The 23958-nt window shown below is 37.0% G+C and carries 27 protein-coding genes and 1 pseudogene; 23 read left to right on the top strand and 5 right to left on the bottom strand.

Annotation, left to right across the window (positions count from 1 at the left end):
* Positions 1 to 567: 567 nt before the first annotated feature.
* From hisA to IQ237_RS04785, 6 genes are all read left to right on the top strand, one after another.
* Positions 568 to 1341 (top strand): 1-(5-phosphoribosyl)-5-[(5-phosphoribosylamino)methylideneamino]imidazole-4-carboxamide isomerase, encoded by a 774-nt coding sequence (gene hisA, locus IQ237_RS04810; protein WP_187040865.1) that lies wholly within the window; start codon positions 568 to 570, stop codon positions 1339 to 1341.
* Positions 1342 to 2001: 660 nt separating this feature from the next.
* Entirely contained in the window at positions 2002 to 2754 is a 753-nt protein-coding gene (locus tag IQ237_RS04805) for a winged helix-turn-helix domain-containing protein (RefSeq protein WP_194052906.1), read from the top strand.
* Positions 2755 to 2807: 53 nt separating this feature from the next.
* Positions 2808 to 4130 carry a PAS domain-containing sensor histidine kinase gene (locus IQ237_RS04800; protein ID WP_194052904.1) on the top strand — a complete coding sequence of 441 codons (1323 nt, stop codon included), beginning with the start codon at positions 2808 to 2810 and terminating at the stop codon, positions 4128 to 4130.
* 28 nt (positions 4131 to 4158) lie between these two features.
* Positions 4159 to 4824, top strand: coding sequence for a phosphate signaling complex protein PhoU (gene phoU, locus IQ237_RS04795; RefSeq protein ID WP_194052902.1), 666 nt, complete (start codon positions 4159 to 4161; stop codon positions 4822 to 4824).
* A 598-nt stretch (positions 4825 to 5422) separates the two neighbouring features.
* Positions 5423 to 6025 (top strand): Crp/Fnr family transcriptional regulator, encoded by a 603-nt coding sequence (locus IQ237_RS04790; protein ID WP_194052900.1) that lies wholly within the window; start codon positions 5423 to 5425, stop codon positions 6023 to 6025.
* Between the two features lie 144 nt (positions 6026 to 6169).
* Entirely contained in the window at positions 6170 to 7801 is a 1632-nt protein-coding gene (locus IQ237_RS04785) for an iron uptake porin (protein WP_194052898.1), read from the top strand.
* A 100-nt stretch (positions 7802 to 7901) separates the two neighbouring features.
* On the opposite strand, the gene IQ237_RS04780 is transcribed toward IQ237_RS04785, so the two are convergent.
* Entirely contained in the window at positions 7902 to 8279 is a 378-nt protein-coding gene (locus tag IQ237_RS04780) for a hypothetical protein (protein WP_194052896.1), read from the bottom strand.
* Positions 8280 to 8508: 229 nt separating this feature from the next.
* On the opposite strand from IQ237_RS04780, the pseudogene IQ237_RS04775 reads away from it, so the two are divergent.
* A pseudogene (locus IQ237_RS04775) lies at positions 8509 to 8967 on the top strand (RNA-guided endonuclease InsQ/TnpB family protein); the annotation flags it as partial.
* 235 nt (positions 8968 to 9202) lie between these two features.
* A complete protein-coding gene (locus IQ237_RS04770; protein WP_194052894.1) occupies positions 9203 to 9874 on the top strand; it encodes a conjugal transfer protein TrbI in 672 nt (223 codons plus the stop codon).
* Here the strand turns inward: IQ237_RS04770 and IQ237_RS04765 are convergent.
* Positions 9837 to 10007, bottom strand: a complete 171-nt coding sequence (locus IQ237_RS04765; protein WP_194052892.1) for a hypothetical protein — start codon at positions 10005 to 10007, stop codon at positions 9837 to 9839. The two genes, IQ237_RS04770 and IQ237_RS04765, sit on opposite strands and share 38 nt — an antisense overlap.
* Positions 10008 to 10292: 285 nt before the next feature.
* Between IQ237_RS04765 and IQ237_RS04760 the strand changes: the two genes are divergently transcribed.
* Positions 10293 to 11534 carry an S-layer homology domain-containing protein gene (locus tag IQ237_RS04760; protein ID WP_194052890.1) on the top strand — a complete coding sequence of 414 codons (1242 nt, stop codon included), beginning with the start codon at positions 10293 to 10295 and terminating at the stop codon, positions 11532 to 11534.
* 139 nt (positions 11535 to 11673) lie between these two features.
* Here IQ237_RS04760 and IQ237_RS04755 read toward each other — a convergent pair whose 3' ends face one another.
* A complete protein-coding gene (locus tag IQ237_RS04755; RefSeq protein WP_194052888.1) occupies positions 11674 to 13032 on the bottom strand; it encodes an ATP-binding protein in 1359 nt (452 codons plus the stop codon).
* A gap of 407 nt (positions 13033 to 13439) precedes the next feature.
* Here IQ237_RS04755 and IQ237_RS04750 point away from each other — a divergent pair, with 407 nt between their 5' ends.
* On the top strand, positions 13440 to 13760 hold the full coding sequence (locus IQ237_RS04750) for a DUF3155 domain-containing protein (RefSeq protein WP_096572014.1): 321 nt from the start codon (positions 13440 to 13442) through the stop codon (positions 13758 to 13760).
* A gap of 411 nt (positions 13761 to 14171) precedes the next feature.
* Here IQ237_RS04750 and IQ237_RS04745 read toward each other — a convergent pair whose 3' ends face one another.
* Positions 14172 to 14702, bottom strand: coding sequence for a cofactor assembly of complex C subunit B (locus tag IQ237_RS04745; protein WP_194052887.1), 531 nt, complete (start codon positions 14700 to 14702; stop codon positions 14172 to 14174).
* 144 nt (positions 14703 to 14846) lie between these two features.
* On the opposite strand from IQ237_RS04745, the gene IQ237_RS04740 reads away from it, so the two are divergent.
* Complete coding sequence (locus IQ237_RS04740; RefSeq protein ID WP_194052886.1) at positions 14847 to 15416, top strand: DUF3611 family protein; 570 nt, start codon at positions 14847 to 14849, stop codon at positions 15414 to 15416.
* A 52-nt stretch (positions 15417 to 15468) separates the two neighbouring features.
* On the opposite strand, the gene IQ237_RS04735 is transcribed toward IQ237_RS04740, so the two are convergent.
* Entirely contained in the window at positions 15469 to 16050 is a 582-nt protein-coding gene (locus IQ237_RS04735; protein ID WP_375539896.1) for a Uma2 family endonuclease, read from the bottom strand.
* A 604-nt stretch (positions 16051 to 16654) separates the two neighbouring features.
* Here IQ237_RS04735 and serS point away from each other — a divergent pair.
* The 12 genes from serS to IQ237_RS04675 all read left to right on the top strand — a co-directional run bounded on the left by serS (position 16655) and on the right by IQ237_RS04675 (position 23878).
* A complete protein-coding gene (serS, locus tag IQ237_RS04730; RefSeq protein ID WP_194052884.1) occupies positions 16655 to 17935 on the top strand; it encodes a serine--tRNA ligase in 1281 nt (426 codons plus the stop codon).
* A gap of 171 nt (positions 17936 to 18106) precedes the next feature.
* Positions 18107 to 19426, top strand: a complete 1320-nt coding sequence (locus IQ237_RS04725; RefSeq protein WP_194052883.1) for an NYN domain-containing protein — start codon at positions 18107 to 18109, stop codon at positions 19424 to 19426.
* 475 nt (positions 19427 to 19901) lie between these two features.
* On the top strand, positions 19902 to 20129 hold the full coding sequence (locus IQ237_RS04720; RefSeq protein WP_194052882.1) for an antitoxin: 228 nt from the start codon (positions 19902 to 19904) through the stop codon (positions 20127 to 20129).
* Entirely contained in the window at positions 20130 to 20531 is a 402-nt protein-coding gene (locus IQ237_RS04715) for a type II toxin-antitoxin system VapC family toxin (RefSeq protein ID WP_194052881.1), read from the top strand. It abuts the gene before it with no gap.
* 306 nt (positions 20532 to 20837) lie between these two features.
* Complete coding sequence (locus IQ237_RS04710; RefSeq protein WP_194052880.1) at positions 20838 to 21065, top strand: type II toxin-antitoxin system HicA family toxin; 228 nt, start codon at positions 20838 to 20840, stop codon at positions 21063 to 21065.
* A 2-nt stretch (positions 21066 to 21067) separates the two neighbouring features.
* A complete protein-coding gene (locus IQ237_RS04705; protein ID WP_194052879.1) occupies positions 21068 to 21289 on the top strand; it encodes a type II toxin-antitoxin system HicB family antitoxin in 222 nt (73 codons plus the stop codon).
* Between the two features lie 223 nt (positions 21290 to 21512).
* Complete coding sequence (locus tag IQ237_RS04700) at positions 21513 to 21719, top strand: hypothetical protein (RefSeq protein WP_194052877.1); 207 nt, start codon at positions 21513 to 21515, stop codon at positions 21717 to 21719.
* Positions 21712 to 22128: an aspartyl protease family protein gene (locus IQ237_RS04695; RefSeq protein ID WP_194052875.1), complete on the top strand. Its 417-nt coding sequence runs from the start codon at positions 21712 to 21714 to the stop codon at positions 22126 to 22128. The genes IQ237_RS04700 and IQ237_RS04695 overlap by 8 nt, the downstream gene beginning before the upstream one ends.
* A 6-nt stretch (positions 22129 to 22134) precedes the next feature.
* A complete protein-coding gene (locus tag IQ237_RS04690; protein WP_194052873.1) occupies positions 22135 to 22299 on the top strand; it encodes a hypothetical protein in 165 nt (54 codons plus the stop codon).
* Positions 22300 to 22596: 297 nt separating this feature from the next.
* Positions 22597 to 22902, top strand: coding sequence for a DUF2281 domain-containing protein (locus IQ237_RS04685; RefSeq protein ID WP_194052871.1), 306 nt, complete (start codon positions 22597 to 22599; stop codon positions 22900 to 22902).
* A complete protein-coding gene (locus IQ237_RS04680) occupies positions 22895 to 23278 on the top strand; it encodes a PIN domain-containing protein (protein WP_194052869.1) in 384 nt (127 codons plus the stop codon). The genes IQ237_RS04685 and IQ237_RS04680 overlap by 8 nt, the downstream gene beginning before the upstream one ends.
* 288 nt (positions 23279 to 23566) lie before the next feature.
* Positions 23567 to 23878: a DUF433 domain-containing protein gene (locus IQ237_RS04675; protein WP_194052867.1), complete on the top strand. Its 312-nt coding sequence runs from the start codon at positions 23567 to 23569 to the stop codon at positions 23876 to 23878.
* The last annotated feature ends 80 nt before the right edge of the window (positions 23879 to 23958 follow it).

Genomic DNA, 23958 nt, shown 5'->3' with positions numbered 1-23958 from the left:
ATTAAATGAGAATTAGCTGAATCATTTCTTTCTTATCCTTCATAAAAGGTATTTACTGAAGCAGTAATACCCAAATAATACTCTACATTATAATTCTTGTGCAACTTTTAGCAAAGCAACTGTTAAAAACGGATTTGCTATTGCTGGATATTCCACTGGTGCAATATCATTTACTGCACCTTGACGACACAAAGCACCACTATACTATACTACCAACGGGTATATGAGGGTGAATTGAACTGCAAGTACCTGTACGAATTATTTTTTCAATTCCTACTTGCACCAGTTCATTAACTACAATAGACCTCTCCAAAATAGAATGTATTAATTTGTCATAAGTTGTAGGGGCGAAGCTTATGGGCGATAATTTAACGGAAAAATCAGACATCTAGATATCCCGCTTCGACCCGCCCCCATAAATAGGTTCCATAATTTCTTTTCTGGAGATGTCTAATAGACTTTTCCAACAACCTCTTAGGGTTTGCTGAGAAAGTCTTTTTGTGGGAATGGGGAATAGGTAATAATGGGGAAACATAAAATTAATGACCCAATCACCAATCATCAATTATGCAAGTAATACCAGCAATTGATTTATTAGAAGGTCGTTGTGTACGACTATATAAAGGCGACTATGCACAATCGCAAGTATACAGCGAAAACCCCGCCGAAACTGCGAAAATGTGGGTAGACCAAGGTGCAACAAGATTACACTTAGTTGACTTAGATGGGGCAAAAGCTGGTAAAATCGTTAACCTAGCAGCCATTGAAGCCATCTGTAATGTAGTCTCAGTACCCATTGAAGTTGGTGGAGGTTTACGCGATCGCTCTAGTGTTGTACAATTATTTAATCTCGGTGTGCAATGGGGTATCCTGGGAACTGTGGCAGTCGAACAACCCCAGCTAGTCCAAGAACTTTGTCAAGAATTTCCCCAACAGATTATAGTTGGTATAGATGCCCGTAATGGTTTAGTTGCTACACGCGGTTGGTTAGAAACCTCGGAAGTTTTAGCTACCCAACTCGCTACCCAAATGCAAGAATTAGGTGCAGCAGCTATCATCTACACCGACATCAACCGTGATGGTACATTACAAGGACCGAATTTAGACGCATTACGAGAACTCGCAGCAGCAATTTCTATACCCGTCATCGCTTCTGGTGGTGTTAGTTCTGTTACCGATTTGTTAAGTTTATTATCTTTAGAACCCCAAGGAGTCACAGGTGTAATTGTGGGTAAAGCTTTGTATACTGGGGATATCTTGTTAAATGAAGCTTTAAAAGCCATTGGTCCTGGACGTATTCAAGATATTCCACCCAATTTGGATTTTTCTAGCTTTGCTTAAATAGGTGACATCAGTAATATTTCTGATAGATTTCGGGAATAATAGATATTGCTGATGTAGATAAAATCGGCACTAAATATTACAGATAAATCTCATGTCTAACCAAAACAGTAATTCCAAACAAAATAACCCAAAAGGGCAACCAAATAATACCCCCAAAAGCAAAAGACCACAACCACCAAAAGGAATAGGAAAACCAAAAACAGAATAGATTAATTGATAATTGATAATTGACAATTGACAATTGATAATTATCAATTATTTATTATTTATGGTCACAATTTGAGCTTTTGCTTAAAGGGAATATATGGATATGAAAACGCAAGTTATGACCTTCTCAAGTATATTAATTTTTTAGGTGTTTTTCATGGGATCTAGCTTTGTACCTTTATTTTTAAACGATAATTTAACGGAAAAATCAGACATCTAGATATCCCATAAGCTTCCACCAGCCACCATAAATAGGTTCCATAATTTTTTTCTGGAGATGTCTAAAGTCGTCGAAAATACTTGTTCATTGCTAGGAAATGTGATTTATGATATATTTGAGTTGTGATATTCAATACAATCAGCCCCAAATAGCTACTCTGCAATCAATGTAGATGATGAGTAGTTAAGCAATTATCAAGACGAGTACAGTCTCAAAACCTTGTGCTATCAATGTATACCACTGAATTAACTAAATATTCTGCTAAAGCGGAACTTGGACAAACTAGCCGCATTCTAGTAGTAGAAGATGAAGAACTCATCCGAGAAATGCTAGTTATGGCTTTGGAAGAAGAAGGTTATGAAGTCATCACTGCTAATGATGGCCGATCTGCTGTAGAGTATCTCAGAAATTGCGGATCCAATTCAGAGGAATCTGCTTTTGATTTGGTAATTTTAGACTTGATGCTACCGCAAATTAATGGATTAGATATTTGCAGGTTACTGCGTCATCAAGGTAACTCAGTACCTATTTTTATTCTCAGTGCTAAGGGTAGTGAAACTGACCGAGTTCTGGGTTTAGAAGTAGGAGCAGATGACTATTTAACCAAGCCATTTAGTATGCGGGAACTGGTGGCTAGATGTCGCGCCCTACTCCGTCGGCAACGTTTAAGTAATTTACCATCAATACCCGTACTCAAGTATAAAGATATTAGTTTAAATCCTCAAGAATGCCGGGTGTTGGTGCGGGGAAAAGAGGTAAATTTATCACCAAAAGAATTTCGCTTGCTGGAACTATTTATGAGTTATGCTCGTCGAGTATGGTCACGGGAGCAATTGTTAGATCAGGTGTGGGGACCTGATTTTCTAGGTGATAGCAAAACAGTAGATGTTCATATCCGCTGGTTACGGGAAAAATTAGAGCAAGATCCCAGTCATCCAGAGTATATTGTGACTGTGAGAGGTTTTGGCTATCGTTTTGGCTAACTGGTGCATATAGTTGTTAGTTTTGAGTAATTACATAGCAACTAACGACTCAAATGTTCTTATTGGGATTTCTTCTGGGTTTGGCAGTCGGCCTTGGTTTTTGGCTTTGGCAACAGGTTCAACTCAATAGTTATTTGGAGCGAGTGATCCAGCCTTTAAACTCCCATTCTTATAAAATAGTATTGCCTCTGCTGCCCCGCTTGCGGCAGGAAATGTCAATGGTGAAGCAACAGCAACAAGATTTGCAGTTGTCATTGCAAACCTACAAAGAACTGCTTGATTCTGCACCTTTAGGATATTTGCAAGTAGATGAGGAAAATCAACTATTATGGTGTAATCAGCAAGCACGGGAAATATTGCATCTGCAAAGGTGGCAACCTGGACAGGTGCGCTTATTGTTAGAGTTGGTAAGGTCTTATGAACTTGATCAATTAATTGAGCAAACCCGTGATTGGCAAAAACCGCAGGTGCGAGAATGGATTTTTCACCCTTCCCGTGATCATGCTAAAGCTATGTTAGAGTTAAAGCCTTTGGCTTTGGAGGCTACCAGTTTACCTTTACCAGCAGGACAGGTGGGTGTATTCTTGGAAAATCGCCAACCACTGCTAGATATGAATCAGCAGCGCGATCGCTCTTTTTCTGATCTCGCTCATGAACTGAGAACACCCCTCACTTCTATTCGTCTGGTAGCAGAAACCCTGCAAAGCCGTTTAGATCCCCCCTTGGATCGTTGGGTTAGGCGTTTGATGCAGGAAGTTGACAGGCTGATTAATTTGGTGCAAAGTTGGTTAGAATTGACGCAAATGGAAACTAACTCCACCATGTTGTTACATCTGGAAACGGTGGAAGTGCGATCGCTGATTTTCTCAGTGTGGGAAAATTTAGAGCCATTAGCGCAATATCACAATCTTAATCTTTGTTATTCCGGTTTAGAAAGCATCAGCATCCACGCTGATAAATCCCGCATCCACCAAGTATTTGTCAATTTATTAGATAACTGTATTAAATACACCCTCCCTCACACTAATATTCACATTGAAGTTAACGTGATTTCTGTGAGTGAATTTATAATCAACGATCATCAATCTCAACTATTGGAAATTAATATCATTGATTCTGGTCTTGGTTTTGCGCCTATAGATTTACCCCACGTCTTTGATCGATTTTACCGAGGAGACAAAGCCAGACACCATGAGCCTGAAAGTAGTGAAACCGCAATTACTGGTAGTGGTTTAGGTTTGTCCATCGTCCGCCAGATAATTATAGCCCACGGTGGCGCAATCAAGGCCATGAACCATCCCGAAACAGGTGGTGCTTGGATACAAATTCACCTGCCTCAAGTCATGGCAAACCCACTAAGTGAAGACTATAGTTAAGAATATATAAAATTTTGAGATTAAAGATGTGAAAGCTGTTTTTTATAATCCCAACTTTGAACGACCTGAACCTGAACGCAGCATTAGGCGTTTAGAGCGCGATATATTGCGTATGGGAGCTTTGGTAGAACAATCATTTCGCCTGAGCCATCAAGCTTTATTTAATCGCGATTTAACCGCAGCAGAGGAACTTCCCCGATTAGATAAAAAAATTGACCACTTTTATAGACAAATAGAATCAGATTGTACATCCATGATGACACTGCAAGCACCTACATCTCAAGAGTTACGTTGTTTTAGTGCCTTTATGCAATTAGTACGAGACTTAGAACGTATTGGAGATTATGCCAAGGATTTAGCGGAAATAGCCATTAAAATATTTCCTTATCCACCTCATCCTTATTTAACAGAGATTGCGCTGATGTCTGACCACGCTCAAGCAATGTTAGCAACTAGTTTAGTAGCTTTAGCAGATTTAGATGAAGTCAGTGGTCGGCGTATCAAATTTTTGGATGATGCTGTAGATAGTGCTTATGAAAATTTATATCGGATGTTAGCATCCCAGCGAGATGTTCCAGGGATTATTGAGCCAATTCTACTATTAACACTAGCAATTCGCTGTTTAGAGCGAATGGCAGATCACGCTACTAATATTGGACAACGAGTTGCATATATTGTCACAGGACAACGGTAGGCAGGAGGCAGGAGGCAGGAGACAGGGGAGATGGGGAAGAAAATTTTAGATTTTAGAAATGCACAGTTTTTCCAATCTATTCTTCAAAACCCTTGCACTAATTTCTTTCTTTATTAGCCTGTAGCCCTTGATATATCTTGCTTTTGTCCTTATTCATCAAACCCTAAATAACATACATTTCACTAAAAGCTTACCTATTCTTAAACTTTGAATATTACAGTCAATGCAAGATAGCGTAAAAATATCTTCCATCTAAAATCTATTAGGATTACTATTTGATTTCTGATTGATTTCTGATAGCTTGCGTGGCGTAAGCCATACAGAACTACGTACACCAAATCCTCTAAAACCCTATTCCCTATTCCCTAACTCCACGAAAAGACTTTTTCAGCAAAACCGAATTATCAAAATACTGTATTTCATGTATTTAACCCAAGTTGCTAGTTAGGAATAGGAGTCAGGAGTCAGGAGAAAGAATGAATTATAATGGTGTTCCCTGCTTTTTTGCTGTCTACTTATCCTTCTTACTTCGATTTGAGAGCCTTTCTTGCAGAACTAGCAACTTACGTTATTTAAATTTATACCCATCTAACTAAAAATGATGTTTTCCACAACTGAAACCCTCATCTACCCTAAAAACAAATATTTAAACCAACAAATATTTACTCGTCGGTCAATAATTCCAGTCAGCAATGATGTATTGTGGCGTATTGATCGAGGGATAGTTCGTACCTTGACTTGGAATGAAGATGGAACATATATCACCTTGGGTTATTGGAGTTTAGGAGATATAGTTGGCTATCCATTGTCAAAAGTCAACCCCTATCAAATTGAGTGTTTGACAAGTGTAGAAGCAACTTTGATACCGCCCCATCTCTGGCATGAAGAGATAAAGGCATTGTTACACCATATTCAGCAAACAGAGGAACTTTTGAGCATATTACATCGTAAGCCAACTTCTCTAAAGTTGTGGAAATTTTTGGTGTGGTTGAGTGAAAAATTTGGTCGGGATATAGAACAGGGTAAGTTGATTGATTTAAATCTTACACATCAAGAGATATCAGAGGTGTTGAACACAACGAGAGTAACAGTTACACGACTATTGCAGAAATTTGAGGAAGAAGGGAAAATATCACGTCATAGACGCAGTATTGTGCTGAATTTACAGAGCCAATTAACCAGTATTTCTTCCAAAAATTAACTTAAAATATTAATTTGGGACTTGTGCAGGATACAATAAATAAGGTATAGTGAATACAAAGAATTTTATGTGTAAATGCCCTGAAAACTTCGGGTATTTTATCATAATCATCAAAATTCCTTAGGTGTGAGTGAGAGTAAAAACATGACAAAACTATTTTGGAATGTTCTAAAAGTTAGTCCAGTTATTGCAGCTACCTTGCTGTCTGCTAACAGTGCCTTAGCAAACGAAGTCAATCAACAAGCAACCAGTGTTGCACAGTTATCTCAAGAAGCTAATAGCATCGGTCAAGTAACATCTGTTTCTCAATTTTCCGACGTGCAACCCACTGACTGGGCGTTTCAATCTTTGCAGTCATTAGTTGAGCGTTACGGTTGTGTTGCAGGTTATCCTAATGGTACTTTCCGCGGTAATCGTGCTTTGAGTCGGTATGAATTTGCAGCAGGTTTGAATGCTTGCTTAGACCGAGTTAACGAACTGATTGCTACTGCTACCGCTGATATGGTAAGCAAGGAAGATTTAGCTACCTTGCAACGATTACAAGAAGAATTTTCTGCTGAACTAGCAACTCTGCGTGGTCGCGTTGATGCTTTAGAAGCTCGTACTGCTGAGTTAGAAGCTAATCAGTTTTCTACTACTACCAAGCTGAGAGGGGAAGCGATTTTCGGTGTGTCCCAAGCTTTTGGGGATAAACAAGCTGATCAAAACAACAACCCCGATGACAATCCTAATTTAGACAGCAACATAACTTTCTCCAACCGGGTGCGGTTAAGCTTGCAAAGCAGCTTTACTGGTAAGGATATGTTGCAAACCCGGTTGAATGCAGGTAACTTTACATCATTAAATACAAATGTCACAGGTACGAACATGACCCAACTGGGTTATGAAAGTGGCGGTGGCAACAGTGTTACTATTGACAAACTCAACTACGCTTTCAACCTGAGCGAAAAAATCCGTGTCAGGATTGACGCTACAGGTGGTGAGTTGAACGAAAACGTTAACGTTTTCAACCCTGACTTTGCAAGCAGTGGTTCAGGTGCGCTCTCTCGTTATGGACGTTTCAGCCCCATCTATCGCCAAGCAGGTGATGGTACAGGTATCACTGTTAACGTTAATCCTCAAGGAGCATTGAATTTAAGTGCAGCTTATTTTGCTACAGGTAGAAATAATGCTGCCAATCCAGCTGATGGTAGAAGCTTGTTTGATGGTAGCAACACTATTTTCGGTCAGTTAGCATTTAAGCCCAGTAAATCTTTCAATGTTGGTTTAGCTTACGCTCGCACTTACCAACGAGGTGGTACTGGGTCTGACGCTGTCAATCTCTTCGGCAGTACAGGCAGTACCTCTGCTAATCGTCCTTTTGGTGGTGATACTAGAACTGAAGCGGACAACTACGGGTTACAACTGAGCTTCAACCCCAGTGCTAAGGTAACACTGGGTGGTTGGGTTGGTTACACCACAGCTAATGCTCTTACTGGCAACACCAACAGAGATGCAGATATGTTTTACTGGGGTACTACCCTGGGCTGGAAAGACTTTGGTAGAGAAGGTAACACTCTTGGTTTAGTCTTTGGTCAACCACCTAAAGTTACTGGTGGTAGTGGTGGTATTACTAAAGAAGCCAGCACTTCTTACCATTTAGAAGGTTTGTATAAGATGAAGGTTTCCGATAACATTCTGATTACTCCTGGTTTGTTGGTGATTTTCAATCCTGAACACAACGATAATAATGACACAATTTATGTAGGTACTTTGCGTACAACCTTCAGCTTCTAAGTTGAGTTAGTTGTGATGTAGGCGTTTGATTAAACCTACGAATTTTAACCCGCCCAAGGGCGGGTTTTTGTTTGGGAATATGTAGCTGTATATTTGCTATCTAAACTTGTTGTAGTTCTTGTGCAAATTCAAGTCTAGGTAATGGTTCTAAGGGAGTAACCACAGGAGAGTAGTGACAATAACAGATCACTACTGATTCAAAACCACCTGTAGGTAAATTGGGTACATATTCTTCAACTCTTGTCACTTCCCAATCTCCTACCCTGCTATGGGTACTCGCACCTGGAAATTGAGGATCAATAAATTTTTCAACTGTGTGAAAATCTCTTAGTCTGTATCCTGGTTGGGGAATTGGTTTTTTAGAGCCGTCGTAATGTTCTGCAAGGATGTCGGTATAAGCTCCTGTGTGAGCCAATAGCATTTGTTCCCACTGTTGAGAGCTTGCATCCTCAGCTTTAAAAATAATGTACTTACTCATCTTTTTTGTCCTCTTGGTAACTGGGAAACTGAGTAGCACCCTGAAAAACACAGTCGAATTTAAGGATTTTAGATTTTGTAGGTTCTACCCGCAGTAGTTCCCATCCATACTTATCAGCTATTTCACGACACTTTTTAGGGTCAGTTACTGCGTGTTTTGAAATGTTTTCTTCATTTTATTCATTACTCATGCTGATTTTTGTTGGCTGTTTTGTTTTTTCTGGGCGATCCGTCAACGTAAAGACTTTGCTGTAAAACAAGCATTGTGCGTGGTTAAATCTAACGATTTAGTGGCGTTTGAAAAACTGCAAGTGAGAAATATGCTTAAAAATAGCAAACTAGCCAAGTCAATTAGTGATGCTAGTTGGTCGCTGTTTACTCAATGGTTAGAATATTTTGGGAAGATTTACGGGCGTGTGGTTGTACCAGTTGCACCACAATATACTTCTCAAAATTGTGCTAATTGTGGAGAAATTGTCAAAAAATCACTGTCAGTTAGAACTCATGTTTGTAACTGTGGGTGCGTTCTTGACCGTGACCACAACGCTGCAATCAACATTTTAGCGAAGGCACTAAAACAGACAGGCTATGATTTAAGTACCGTCGGGCGGACGGAAACTTTTAACGCTTGTGGAGAGATGACCCTCTACCCAGATTTGGTAACAAGTTTGGGCAAGGTTACTCATTGAAACAAGAATCCCCGTCCTTTTAAGGCGGGGAGCGTCAAGTTACTTATTGCTATTATCGCTTTAAGTCAGTGAATGACTAAGTAATAGTCATATATAGTCAAGTGCGTCACCTGTCATCTAACATAGCACTATATCTACTGTGCAAGTCAACTGCTAACGGATAACTGATAATAGAAGAAACTATCCGGGTCAACCCACGTCATCAAATCTATCCATATCATTGGAAATATCATATATGAGAAGTCTTATGAGTTGGCAGTCTGGAACTGCGGCCCTGATGACAATAGCCATTACTACAGGTGCTGTCACCCCTTTATTTACCTTTGCTCCTGCTCAAGCACAATTCAATATTAACCAACCCCGAACCATTACCATTCCGGCAAATGTCACCTTACCTGTGACTTATGAAAAAGAGAAAGTAATTGTGAATCCTGGAGAAAGATTACCTCTAACGCTGAGAATAGCTAATGATATTATTGACAGTAACAGAAATGTGTTGATTCCAGCGAGAACTGAAGTGGTAGGGGAACTAGAACCAGTTAACCTTTCTAGTAGTAACGATAGAAAAGGTGTACGCTTTGTAGCTAGAGAATTAGTATTTGCCACTGGAAGACGGTTACAGATTAATGCTAATTCTCGCACTATCACCGAAACTGAAAAAATCTCCAAAGGAACTGATACTGGACAGGTTTTAACTGATGCTGCTATTGGTGCTGGTGCAGCTACTGTGATTTCACTACTGACAGGTAACAAGAAAATTGAAACTTTAGAACCTATTGGTGGTGCTGCTGCGGCTGCTTTAGCAAGTGTGCTGTTGCGAAAAAAACAAGCTGATGTTTTCGTTTTGCGGCCGGAAGAGGATTTAGATATCACACTTTTATCCAATTTGGTACTATCTCGTAACTAGACTTAACATAATTGCAGTCGTGAGTTTGATGATGCTGAAAAAGCGATCGCCATTGCCAAGATTGTGTGCGATCGCTTGATTTTATGTTAAAAACAATATTTAATAGATGACTAAAGTAGATGACTAAAGTCATAATTCACTGCTGTTACTAAATTCGTATTTCTATCAATGACAGTAAACCTAAAAGTAAAACTATTTACAAATTCAAGAAACAACTGGGAACAGTTTAAGGTGAAAATTGTCTAAGTAGTTAACAGAGTAGATAACAAAAAAAACAAATAAAGCAGTTACTAGGTAGGTTACGACAAACAGTGATTATCAAAGTCAGATAGCAAAAGACTTTTCATGTTTTTCCTATCCCCTGTTAAAAGTTACCTGTTCCTTGTTCCTTCTTATAATTTTTACAGGAGTAAAATCAATGTTTACTTTAAATCGCTTGCAATCAAAAACAGCCTTAGTCATGGCTTTGAGTGTCACAGTTGGCAGTGTAACACCTTTAATAACATCTGCACCAACCTTAGCACAAACTGGTTTTTCTGATGTTTCATCTAATTATTGGGCATCACAATTTATTCAACAATTATCACAACGGGGTGTAATTGCGGGATTTCCTGATGGTACATTTCGTCCCGAAGAACCAGTGACACGGGCGCAGTTTGCCGCCATGATTAACAAAGCTTTTAGCAAATCTGCACAGCGGCAACCTATCAATTTTAATGATGTCCCTAGTAATTCTTGGGCATATAACGCCATTAGACAAGCTTACTCTATTGGTTTTTTATCAGGATATCCTGGCAATGTTTTTAGACCTAATCAAGCTATTCCCCGTGAACAAGTTTTAGTTTCTTTGGCTAACGGTTTAGAATATGCTGCTAGTGGTAATGTTGAAAACACTCTACAATTATTCAATGATTCTGGCAGTATTTCTGGCTATGCCCGCTTTCCTATTGCAGCTGCCACTGAGAGAAGAATTGTAGTTAACTATCCTAATGTGAGATTTCTCAATCCCGGTGTAACTGCAACCAGAGCGCAGGTAGCGGCTTTTATTTACCAAGCTTTAGTTAGTGCTAATCAGGCTGCGGCTATTAATTCACCTTATATTGTAGCTCTGCAAACCACACCACCACCGATTACAACTGTTACCATTCCCCAAGGAACTGTGATTCCTGTCAAGTATGAACGGGCTGAAAAAATTCTCGTAACTAAAGATGAAACTGCACCTTTAACTTTAACTACATCACAAAGTGTAATTACCCAAGATGGTAGAGTAGTGATTCCTGCGGGGAGTCAGGTGATAGGTGAACTTAGACCGGCTCAAGGTGGTTCTCAATTTGTAGCACAAAAATTAGTTTTAACCACAGGGCAAGAATATAATGTGAGTGCTAGTTCTGATGTGATTACCAAAGTGGAAACTGTGAGGAAAGGCACTAGCACCAGTTCAATTATCAGAAATACTATATTGGGAGCAGGAGCAGCAGCAGCGGTATCTGCGGTGACAGGCGATCGCGCTGTGGCTACAGAAGAAGTTCTCGGAGGTGCTGGTATTGGGGCTTTGATTGGTCTTTTCTTTGGTAGAAATAGTGTGGATTTAATTGCTATTGAACCTAACACCGATTTAGAAATGACAATTAATCAAAATCTGTTAGTTTCTGTGCAATAGTGGTGATGGGTGATTGGTGATGGGTGATTGGTGATTGGTGATTGGTGATGGGTGATTGGTGATGGGTGATGGGTGATTGGTGATGGGTGATTAGGAAAAATAAAATTGATTACCCAATTCTCAATTCCCAATTCCCCAGTCACCTGTCACCTACTTCCGGCAACCAAATAATAAAGGTAGTTCCTGGATGTTTTAGGGAAGTAATGTTGGAATTTAATGCAGGGCTAAAAACTGCGATTTCTCCTTGCATTTGTGCAATTAGTTGTTTAGCGATCGCAATTCCTAAACCAGTACCGGGAATTTGTGTTTGTGCTTGTACACCCCGATAATGTCTTTCTCCTAAATGCTTTAAATCTTCTGGAGGAATACCAGGACCTGTATCACTAATAGCTAAACCTTGAAAATTATCTTTTTGCAGTCCGGTTTGTATGCAAATTTTACCACCAGCCGGGGTATATTTCAAGGCATTATCAATAATATTACTCAATACTTCTCTGAATGCTTTGATATTAGCTTTTACTAATGGTAAAGTTTCAGGAATATCTGCTATTAATTCCAGATTTCGTTCTTGGGCAATAGCTTGAGCCGATATTAATAATGGTACTAATAAATCTTGTAAGTGACAATCAATAATATTTTCTCCTGTTCCTGGTAATAATAGGGGTGGTTTGGCTGGTTTCTGCACAGAAGCTTCCACAAGAATTTTAGATTCTGGCAGAGGAATGGGGGTTAAATCTGCATCTGTTAAGTCTATAACTTGATCAAATTGTTGTAATAATTCTTGGAGGCGATCGCTTTCCCTAACTATACTGGTGGCTACATCTCGGTTAGGATCTGCTGGCCGCAATCTTTTAAACAGCAGTTTCCCAAACGTGCGAATAGCTGTTAAAGGGTTGCGAAACTGGTGTAAAAGATTATCCAATAAATCCCGTTGTTGTTCTTGCAGAACTTGTTGTTGATGTAACTGCTCCTCTAACCAAGCTCGACGCTGATCTAAAATACAGGCGATCGCTAAGGTTTTAGCTATACGCTGAATTTCCCTTTCTTCCGATTCATTCCAAGGTCGATCTTCCCTTCCTGTCACCAATAACCCCATCATCACACCTTCATAAATCAGAGGTAAAACAATTTGATTACCACTGAATATATATTCATCTTCTAAATTTGGTAGGGGTGTATTTGTATTTTCTGACTCTGGGGATGGAGGATCAGAAGCTGAACCTGCTGTCAATAACTTTCCCCGTTGGTCTGGTAATGCCAAAATTTTACTAAATTTTATTTGCTTGTTGTCTTGACCTTGAACCAGATCCTCTGCTTGTGTTAATCTTGCTGTCTCTGGGTAAACCACCACTGGAATTAATTGCGCTTCACCTGTGGAAGTGTCTACTAATTCTTGAGTTAAATAGACAACACTCAAAGACGCTCCCATTCCTTGGGTTAACAGAGATATTTGCTCTTTGCATAGAGCAATAAAATCAGAACTAGCAGAAATTAACATTTTTAGTTCTTGCTCAGGATGATGGACTAGCAACTGATAGCAGGTAACTGGGGACTGGGGATTGGGTTATTAATCTTCCCCTGCTCCCCCTACCTTCCCTGCCTTCTGCTGTACTAAATATTTTATAGCGTTTTACAGTCTAATGAATTACACAGCAATTTATTCTCTGTTCCCTGTTCCCTATTCCCTAAGACCAAAAAACTTGATACATTTGCGATTTTCTAGTGATTTATACTGTAATGTACACGATACTTTGCTACTGATAATTTTTCTAAATTGCTAACAGATGACTTTAGTTGTATCAAAAGGTTAAAAACCATTGATTTTTTCAATTATAACTTATATAATTACGACGGGTTTTGTAGCTATGACTACAAACTTATAGCTTGAAAGAGGAGGACAATAGGTTGGCAAGGAGACGCAAACGGAAAAGTCGTCGTCGTCAGGAAGGACGACGGATTCTAGAACACGTACCTCAGTACAGCATAGAAAGTGGCGAAGATAAACCTGTGACAGCAGCGAGAAAATTCATTCAAGCTGAAGGTATCTTGCCTCCTGCCTTGCTACTTGTAAAACGCAACGAACACACTACAGACCGTTATTTCTGGGCGGAAAAAGGTCTGTTTGGCGCTCAATACGTAGAAGAGAATCATTTTCTATTTCCTAGTCTGAGAGTGTTGGAAACTCCAGCTAGTCAACAAGAATTAGTGGCTGTGGCAAGTCGCTAAGTTCTAAAATGATCTCTTACGCATTCAATCCTAATTCTTACTTCTGACTGTGACATTAATTAACTGGCAAAATTGATCAGTTTATGCAAAAATTCAATTTTTTTTAAGTTTGTAGCTGAACTGTCAGTAGAGCTAATTCACTTTAGATTGTCAAATCCTGTGCATTTTTAGATTGCATAGTTTGATATACAGGATAATCATACAGCAGGGAGTAACAACAAAATCAAGCACACAAGAATATGTTTTGCTTAGATATAATGAGCTTGAATTGCTAAATGTATCTAAAAGCAAAACTACCCATATAAGATTTGGTGTGTTTCCTCCCTACTGTTCTCTTTCCTCAAAAGTCTGTCAGAAGTTAGCAGTTCATCATCAGGATGCGATTGTCAAGCCTGGACTAACAAATCAAGTTTAGTCAACCATTTTTAACTGTAATGCCTTTTGTAACTCAGCGAGTTCATCACGATGGGCGATGACAGTAATTATACTTGAGGAGTGTTGTTCATTTGGAGTAGACTCCATTTTGAGTGACACTTTCTCAAGTCTTCCTGCTTTGCGCCAATAAAATATACCACTTAATGGTGACAGCAGGACTAAAACCAGGAAAAATGGACTGTGACTAGAAAAAAGCTGAGATAAAACCAAAGAGAGGCAAGCAAAACCAACTGCGGCTAAAATAGTTAAGAATATAGCTAAAAACCAGCTAGGTCTAACAAATCCTTCAAAATTTACCTGATTTCTTTCTTTATCTATAGATGTTACACGGTATGAACGGGAGCGAAAATAATCTTTAAGTTGGTTCATTAAAGCAGTTTCATCTTTTTCAGAGATTAACTTTGCTTGTTCGGTGCGGTCTTTTGTGGAAGCGCGAATAAAGAAAAATAGTCCTACTGATAAAAGCAAAGTGAGTAGGAAAGTAGATTGCACAATAGTATTATCCATAGCTAAATTTGAGTTTTTTACTAAACCAGACTTACTTATTATCAATTATTCTTGATAGGGATTGTCAGGATTTTTTGGACAGACAATAATTGTGTTTTAGCAATTCCTAATCCCCAGTCCCCAGTCACCAATCCCCAGTTTCTTATGACACAAAATTTTGAAACTCCATCCGCTAATATTAGAGCGATCGCCCAAATGTTTCGCTTGGGAGGTTGGATTAGTTTTTGGATACAATTAGTTTTAGGTGTAATTTCTGGTATAATAGTGATATTATTTGCCTTTTTTAGTCAAAGACCAGGCAGCCCCAGTAACAACCCAGGAACAGGCTTTGGGGTATTTTTAGCGGTTTGTGGACTAATTGTTTTAGGTGCGGGTATTTACTTAGCCTATCGGTATACAACAATTGGTAAACAACTAGATTCCCCTAATCCCAGTAACCGCCCAAGGAAACTTGAAAGTGTACAAATCATACGATTAGGTGTATGGGTAAATTTAGGAGGAATATTAGTTACACTGCTAGGAGCGCAAGCGATTGTAGGTACATTGGTGGCTAGGTCAATTTCGCCACAAGCAGTAACAACGCAATTATTTGACCCCACTCGGATTATTAGCGGTTTAGATATGCTTGTAGTACAGGCAAACATAAATACTGTATCAGCGCATTTTTCAGGACTTATAGCTTCACTATTTTTATTAAATCGGATTACAAAATAGTTTGGTAATGGGTAATTGGTAATGGGTAATTGGTAATTGGTAATTGGTATTATTAATCATGGAAGAGAGATAAATCTAAAGTAAATCCTGGTAAAACATCTTCTCCTGATAAAATTGTTGGTAATGATAGAATTTCTACTGGTTGATTTTGACGATAAATTTCTACTTGTTGATTTTGTGGATCAATTAACCAACCTAAACGTAAACCGCTATTAAGATATTCCTGCATTTTATCTTGTAGTTGAGTTAAAGAATCGGTACGAGAACGTAATTCTATAACAAAATCAGGACAAATTCTAGGAAATTTTTCTTGTTCTTCAATGCTTAAAGCATCCCAACGTTCATTAGCTATCCAAGCGACATCAGGGGAACGTTTACCACCATTAGGTAAAGTGAAAATAGTGGAAGAACTAAAGACTTTTCCTAGCTTAGTTTGCAAATTCCATAACCAAACATATCCATTAAAATTTGATTCTCTATTACCACTAATTGCACCCACTGGAGGCATAATAATTAATTCTCCTTTAGCTGTTTCTTCTAGTTTCCAATCTTCGTTAGTTTGACAGAGGTGATAAAATTGTTCATCACTTAAACCAACATTTTTGATATTTAAAATTACTGGTTCAGATGTCATCATTGCTGAAAACCTCCTGATTTTAGTTTTAGTTTATCATATTTTGTAGGTTGGGTTAAGCGATAGCGCAACCCAACAAAATCTTATCAATATCTTATAAATGTTGGGTTTCGTTTCTCTAAATGTTGGGTTTCGTTTCTCAACCCAACCTACATTCTATATTGAGAGTAGAACGCAGATGAACGCAGATAAACGCGGATGAAAAAGGGATTTTGATTAATTTGATGATTTTGGATGGTTATTGTATAAAACTGGTGTTAATAATAGATATGATTGATGATGCAAGTAAGGGTAAAGCAAGAGTTTCATTGATGTCAACTTAACCTAAAACCGATAACCCGACTGGGAATGAATTCCCAGTCTAATAGCAAAAGTCATCTAAAGATGACTAAAAATACCAGAAAATTGAGAGTTTACTTTAGTAAACTTTAGCGATTAGCCATGATAGCGTAGCGTGGCGTAAGCCATAATTCATTTCATGGGGGGTGTGGAAGCTAACAGATAAACCATGTTTAGCTTCAGTTGACACTACTGAGCATTGCTAAACCCCTACGAAGAATCACCTCCATCAAGTACAATTGACAAAAACTCACAAAATTCACCAATGCTGGATATTAAACAAATTAGAGAAAACCCCCAATTAGTACAAGAAAAGTTGAACAGTCGTAGTGGTAAATATGACATTCAACCTATATTAGATTTAAGTCAAAAACAACGGGAACTGGAAGCAAAACGCAACGATTTACAAGCGCGGAGTAATGAAATTGGTAAACTGGTAGGACAAAAGATAAAATCGGGTGTTAGTCCGCAAAGTGAGGAAATTCTCGCTTTAAAGGAAGAGGGGAATAATATTAAAATCACATTAAGCGATTTAGAACCCCAGGAAAAAGAGTTAAAAGCGCAAATTCAAGATTTACTTTTAGCACTTCCTAACCTTCCTAGTGATTCTACTCCCATCGGTGCAAGTGAAGATGATAACCCAGAAGTGAGAAGATGGGGAGATGAATATAAACCGGAAAATCAGAGTATTATACCGCATTGGGAAATTGGGGAAAAATTGGGAATTTTGAACTTTGAAAGAGCGGTAAAAATTGCCCAAAGTCGGTTTGTGAGTTTGATCGGTGCGGGTGCTGCTTTAGAAAGGGCGTTAATTCAATTTATGCTTTCTAAGCATATTGAAAATGGGTATATTGAAGTTAGTCCACCGTTGTTAGTTAATACTGATTCTTTAACGGGAACTGGACAATTACCCAAGTTTGCGGAAGAAAGTTTTAAATGTGCAGATGATGAATTGTGGTTAATTCCGACTGCGGAAGTTCCCGTTACAAATTTTTATCGGGGGGAAATTTTAAATGCGGAAGATTTACCAATTTATCACTGTGCTTATACTCCTTGTTTTCGGCGAGAAGCGGGAAGTTATGGACGGGATATGCGGGGTTTAATTCGGTTGCATCAATTCAATAAAGTTGAGTTGGTGAAGTTAGTAAAACCGGAAGATTCTTTTGAGGAATTAGAGAAGTTAGTTGCTAGTGCAGAGTCAATTTTACAGGGTTTAAAGTTGCCTTATCGAGTGATTAATTTATGTACTGGTGATTTAGGTTTTGGGGCAACAAAGACCTATGATTTAGAGGTTTGGTTGCCATCTTCTGGGAAGTATCGAGAGATTTCTAGTTGTTCTAATTGTGTTGATTTTCAAGCAAGAAGGGCGGATATTCGGTTTAAGGAAGCTGGTAAGAAAGGGACGCAATTTGTACATACTTTAAATGGTTCTGGTTTAGCTGTGGGAAGGACTATGGCGGCGATTTTGGAGAATTATCAGCAAGCTGATGGGACGATTAAAGTACCGGAGGTTTTACAGGTTTATTTGGGTAGGGAGGTTTTGTAGTTTAGGGTTTTTGTAGAGGCGTTTTTGGAGGTGCGTCTCTACGTAATTTTATGTAACAAGCAGTGAAATTATGAAAATAAATGTTACGATCTAAAGCAGAATATGTAAAATTTTTATATACTCACTCTAATTAGTAGTATTATAACATTACAGTACGGGGAATAAAATCTTATGTCAAGATTTAACACTGCTATACTTTATGATATTGAAAATCTTACGAAAGGCTATAGTTTTTCGAGAGATTTTATCAAAGAATTATCATTAAAACAGATATATCGCCAGATTTTAGATTTAGATATGGTTGAGAGGATTTCCTTACAGCGAGCTTATGCTAATTGGAGTGATCCTAGATTAAGTCTTCTCAAAGGTGAAATTAATGAGTTAGGCATAGATCCAATTCAAATTTTTGGGTTTGCACGTTATCACAAAAAAAATGCTGCTGATATTCAATTAGCTGTTGATGCAATGGATATAACTATTAGTCGTCCTCACATTGAAGTGTATGTTATTGTGTCAGGAGATGGAGGTTTTGCTTCCCTGGCAAAAAAATTACATGAGTATGGCAAACAAGTTATTGGTTGTGCTTATGAAAATGCAGCAAATGATATTTTAAAATCAGTTTGCGATCACTTTATAAGACTAGAAGCACCAGAAGAAGATCCTTTTGAGGATACTACCACTGAGTCAAAAAATACAGCCTTTATTAATGATAAGGGTTTAGGAATTGGCATAACTCATCCATTTGTTGTACGTATGGCAAATAAGATTGAACCAATTTATCAAGTGGATAAAAATAGTATTTTATTCCATAGTCAAACAATTATCAATTGGTTTTGTCAAGATTCTGAAGCTCGTAAACAAATGAATCGGAGCGGCATTCCCCTTTCAACCATAAGGGAAGCATTCAAATATGCAATACCAGGGTTTAAACCAGAAATGGTTGGCTTTAGTAGATTTGCTGAACTACTACAATTTGTTTGTACAAATACAGAATCATGTGTTGGAAATCTTCCACCATCTAATACATTGCTTGTTTTTAGAAATTCTATTCCCAGTGGAGTTAATGTACTTCCAGATATATTGAATGAAAATTTACATACACCGGAACGCTACCAGAATTTATTAGCCAGCGGTAAACCGAGAATTACAATTGAAGATAAATACAGTTTAGAAAGAGTTGTTAATAGCTTAATATCACGGCGTGAGAGATTAATGAATATATCTGAAATATTAGATATTCTCAGTCAGGAACTTCCGGATATTGAAAGTAATAAACTCAATAATTTATGCTTGTCTTTAGTACACTGTAATATTTTGAAAGGAGAGCCAGAAGCAGAAAATATATCAGAGCAAAAATTTAAAATTAGAGACGATTTTCAGGATGTTTCGCAAGTTTTAGACCATATAAAAGAAACAAGCTTAAATAAAATACTTCCCATCTTGGGTGATGAGTTTAGGAGTAGCATTTTTGATGAAATTATCCCGTGGTAAAATTAATATTTTATACTTTTATAACTGACTATATCAGTTAAATGTGATCGCTCATCTCGTAGGGTGCGTTAATGAAATGTAATGCACCGTTTTTTATTAAAATTTAACTGTCTGAATCAGGATAACCAGGATTAAAGGATTAACAGGATTATATTTGATTTTGATATTCTGGAATATTGAAATTAGCGTAACTTCTGAAAATATAGATGAATATTAAAAAACCATCCTGTACATCCTCAAATCCTGGACATCCTGATTCAGACAAAATGCGATTTCTGAAAATATAGATAAATTTTAAAAAACATCATGTACATCCTCAAATCCTGGACATCCTGATTCAGACAAAATGCGATTTCTGAAAATATAGATGAATATGAAAAAACCATCCTGTACATCCTCAAATCCTGGACATCCTGATTCAGACAATTATTAGTTATAATCAAAGAATAAACCACTAACCTAAAGGCCATATATCATGAACACAGCTAAACTTAGCAGTGATGGTACTCATCAAACAGTCATATTACCCCCAGATTTTCAAATGACAGGTACAGAAGTTTATATCAAAAAAATTGGTAATGCAATTATTCTGATTAGTAAAGATAACCCTTGGCAAACTCTAATTGATAGTTTAGATCAATTTTCTGATGATTTTATGATCACTAGAGATCAACTTCCTATTGATAAAAGAGAGGAATTTTAAATGCAATATCTGCTCGATACAAACATCTGTATCTATCTGATTAAACAAAAGCCAGAAAAAGTTATAGCACGATTTCAAACCTTATCAATTTCTGATATTGGTATTTCTTCCATTACCGTTGCTGAATTAGAATATGGAGTTTATAAAAGTCAGCAACAGCAAAAAAATAAAAATGCCTTAATTCAGTTTTTACTACCTTTAGAAATTGTCGAATTTAGTCAAGATGCAGCAGTAATTTATGGAATTATTAGAAGTGATTTAGAAAGTAAAGGTCTTGTTATTGGACAAATGGATATGTTAATTGCTGCTCATGCAATGAGTTTAGGTGTCACCCTAGTTACTAACAACATCCGCGAATTTTCTCGCATTCCTAATCTATTATTAGAAAATTGGGTTGAGTAATTTCATGAAATTTAATGCACTGTTTTTTATTAAAATTTAACTGTCTGAATCAGGATAACCAGGATTAAAGGATTAACAGGATTATATTTGATTTTGATATTCTGGGATATTTGAATTAGTGCAACTTCGGAAAATATAGATGAATATTAAAAACCCATCCTGTAAATCCTCAAATCCTGGACATCCTGATTCAGACAAAATGCAACTTCTGAAAATATAGATGAATATAAAAAACCATCCTGTACATCCTCAAATCCTGGACATCATGATTCTGACAAATAATGTTAAAAATTCTATTAGCGGAAAATGGTCAAAAAAGATAAACTAATTGAAAACTTAACCAATAGTCCCAATAATGCCAAATTTAGTGATATTCGTAAACTGTTAGAACCAGATAAATTTGTATTAGATAGAATTACAGGTAGTCATCATATCTTTATCAAAGATGATATAATTTTAGTAATTCCCGTGCATAATAATCGAGTAAAATCAGTTTATGTTAAACGAGTATTAGAATTGATAGAAGGAGCGTAATTATGAATTATCCCATTGTTGTTTATCCCTGTGAAGAAGGCGGTTTTGTAGCTGAAATCCCAGCATTAAAAGGATGTTTAGTACAGGGAGAAACTTTAGAAGAAACATTACAGGAATTGATCATTGTCAGAGATTTATGGTTAGAAACTGCCGCAAAACATGGACAAAAATTGCCAGATGTTGAACGTGCTATTTCTCAGGTTAAATTACTAAGTAATGTATAATTAACTGTCAGAATCAGGATAACCAGGATTAAAGGACTAACAGGATAATATTTGATTTTGATATTCTGGGATATTAAAATTAGCGTAACTTTTGAAAATATAGATGAATATGAAAAAAACATCCTGTAAATCCTCAAATCCTGGACATCCTGATTCAGACAAATTCCCATTACATTGATAAAATGATATAATATCAACTACTAACTATAGCAATAATCAAACCATGCTAGAATTAATGCCATTATTAAATAAATTAAGTCGGGCTGAAAAATTACAAATTATCCAATATTTAGCCTCTCAATTAGTACAAGAAGAATCGGAATTAATTAAACCAGGAATGTCTTATCCTATCTCATCTCCCTATGATGCTTTTGAAGCTGCAAATACAATGTTGAAAGTTCTGGAAGCAGAAAAGAGCAATCATGAATAATACACATAAATACTCATTTACTACTTATGATCCTTCCTTGGGAGAAGCAGGTTTTAGACCATATCTACCAATTATCTTAACTTATCGTGGACAGGAATTACAGGCCACAGGGTTACTAGATACGGGAGCAACTGTTAATGTTTTACCTTATCAATTAGGATTAGATATTGGTGCAAACTGGGAAGATTTAACAACCTCTTTACAATTAACAGGTAATCTTGCTCAATTTGAAGCGCGGGTCTTGGTTGTATCAGCTAAAGTAGCAGATTTTGAACCTGTAAAATTAGTATTTGCTTGGACTCAAGCAACTAATGTTCCTTTAATTTTGGGACAAGTTAATTTTTTTATGGAATTTAATGTTTGTTTTTATCGTTCTCAACTTTCTTTTGAAGTATCTCCTAAAAATTAATTTATCATGGAAGATGAAGTTTTGGCAGAAATTCGGAAAATCAGAGATGAAGAAGCTAAGTCATTTGATTATGATTTAGCTGCTATTTGTGCTGATTTAAGAAAACAACAAGCAACAAGTAGCAGAAAAATTATCTCTCTTCCGTTGAAGACAGTGGTAAAATTACGCTAATTTTTTAGGGTGCGTTAATCAACTTTATTTAATGCACCATTTTTTATTATTTTTATAATATATTTAACTGTCTGAATCAGGATAACCAGGATTAAAGGATTAACAGGATTATAATTGATTTTGATATTCTGGGATATTGAAATTAGCGCAACTTCTGAAAATGTAGATGAATATTAAAAACCATCCTGTACATCCTCAAATCCTGTACTTCGACTTCGCTCAGTAACCAGACATCCTGATTCAGACAAAAAGTTATAATCTATAATATAATTACATTATACTCCTAAAGGTAAAATTATGACCATTGAACAAGCAGTTTTAGAGAACTTCCGAGAATTACCAGCAGATAAACAACAAGAAGTTTTAGATTTTATTCAATTTCTCAAACATCAATTACCAGCACAAAAACGCCGTACTCCTCCTGCTTCTATTGCTGGTAAAGGTAAAACATTGGGTGATATAGTTAGTCCTATTGTCAATCAAGAAGAGTGGGAAAATTCTGTAAAAAATGCCCAAGCCATTTTTAGAAAATATATTCCAACTACTAGAAAACTATCTGAAGAATTAATTCAGGAACGGAGAGAGGAAAGTTTAAATGAGTGAAGTTGTTTTAGATGCTTCCGCAATTTTAGCTTTACTCAATCAAGAACCTGGAAGCGAAGAAGTGTTAAAATTTATTGGGAAAGCTGCAATTAGTACAATGAATTTATCTGAAGTAATAGCCAAATTAGCAGATGCAGGAATACCAGACAATGATATTATTCTAATCATAAATAATCTGAATCTGGAAGTGATTGATTTTAATGAAGAACAAGCATTAAAAGCAGGAACTTTACGACCAATTACTAAATCAATTGGACTTTCATTTGGTGATAGAGCTTGTTTAGCATTAGGTATTTTTCTCAATCAACCTGTTTTAACTACTGACCGTTTATGGAGTAATCTTAGTGTGGGAATTGAAGTGAGAATATTACGTTAGATTAACTGTCTGAATCAGGATTAAAGGATTAAAGGATTAAAGGATTAACAGGATTATATTTGATTTTGATATTCTGGGATATTAAAATTAGCGCAATTTATGAAAATATAGAAGAATATTAAAAAACCATCCTGTACATCCTCAAATCTTGGACATCCTGATTCAGACAAAATGCAATTTCTGAAAATATAGATGAATATGAAACAACCATCCTGGACATCCTGATGCAGACAAAAAAATGATATACTAAAATATAGTGATTCAAGCTACTTAGCTAAATCAAATAATATGTTAACCCTGAATTACCCGCATATTGAAAAAACCGAAAATCAACCAGCAAGATTACAGCGTATTCCACGTATTAGGGTAGCACAAATTGTTATGGACTATATTGCCTATGGTTGGTCTGTGGAAGAAATGTGTCATCAACATCCTTATTTAACCCAAGCTGAAGCTCATGCTACTATGGGTTATTACTTTGATCACCAAGAAGAAATTGACCAAGAAATAAAGGAAGAATGGGAACAAGTACAACAAAGTAGAAATGAATTAGTATCATCTCCATTTTACAACAGAATGAAAGCAAAAGGACTGTTGTAAATGACTATTGCTTTATATATGGATGTTCATAGCGCAACTTCTGAAAATATAGATGAATATTAAAAAACATCCTATACATC

This window comes from Sphaerospermopsis sp. LEGE 08334, assembly GCF_015207205.1.
GTDB lineage: Bacteria > Cyanobacteriota > Cyanobacteriia > Cyanobacteriales > Nostocaceae > Sphaerospermopsis.
Note: the sequence above shows the minus strand (reverse complement) of the source record. Positions and strands in the feature narration are given on the sequence as shown.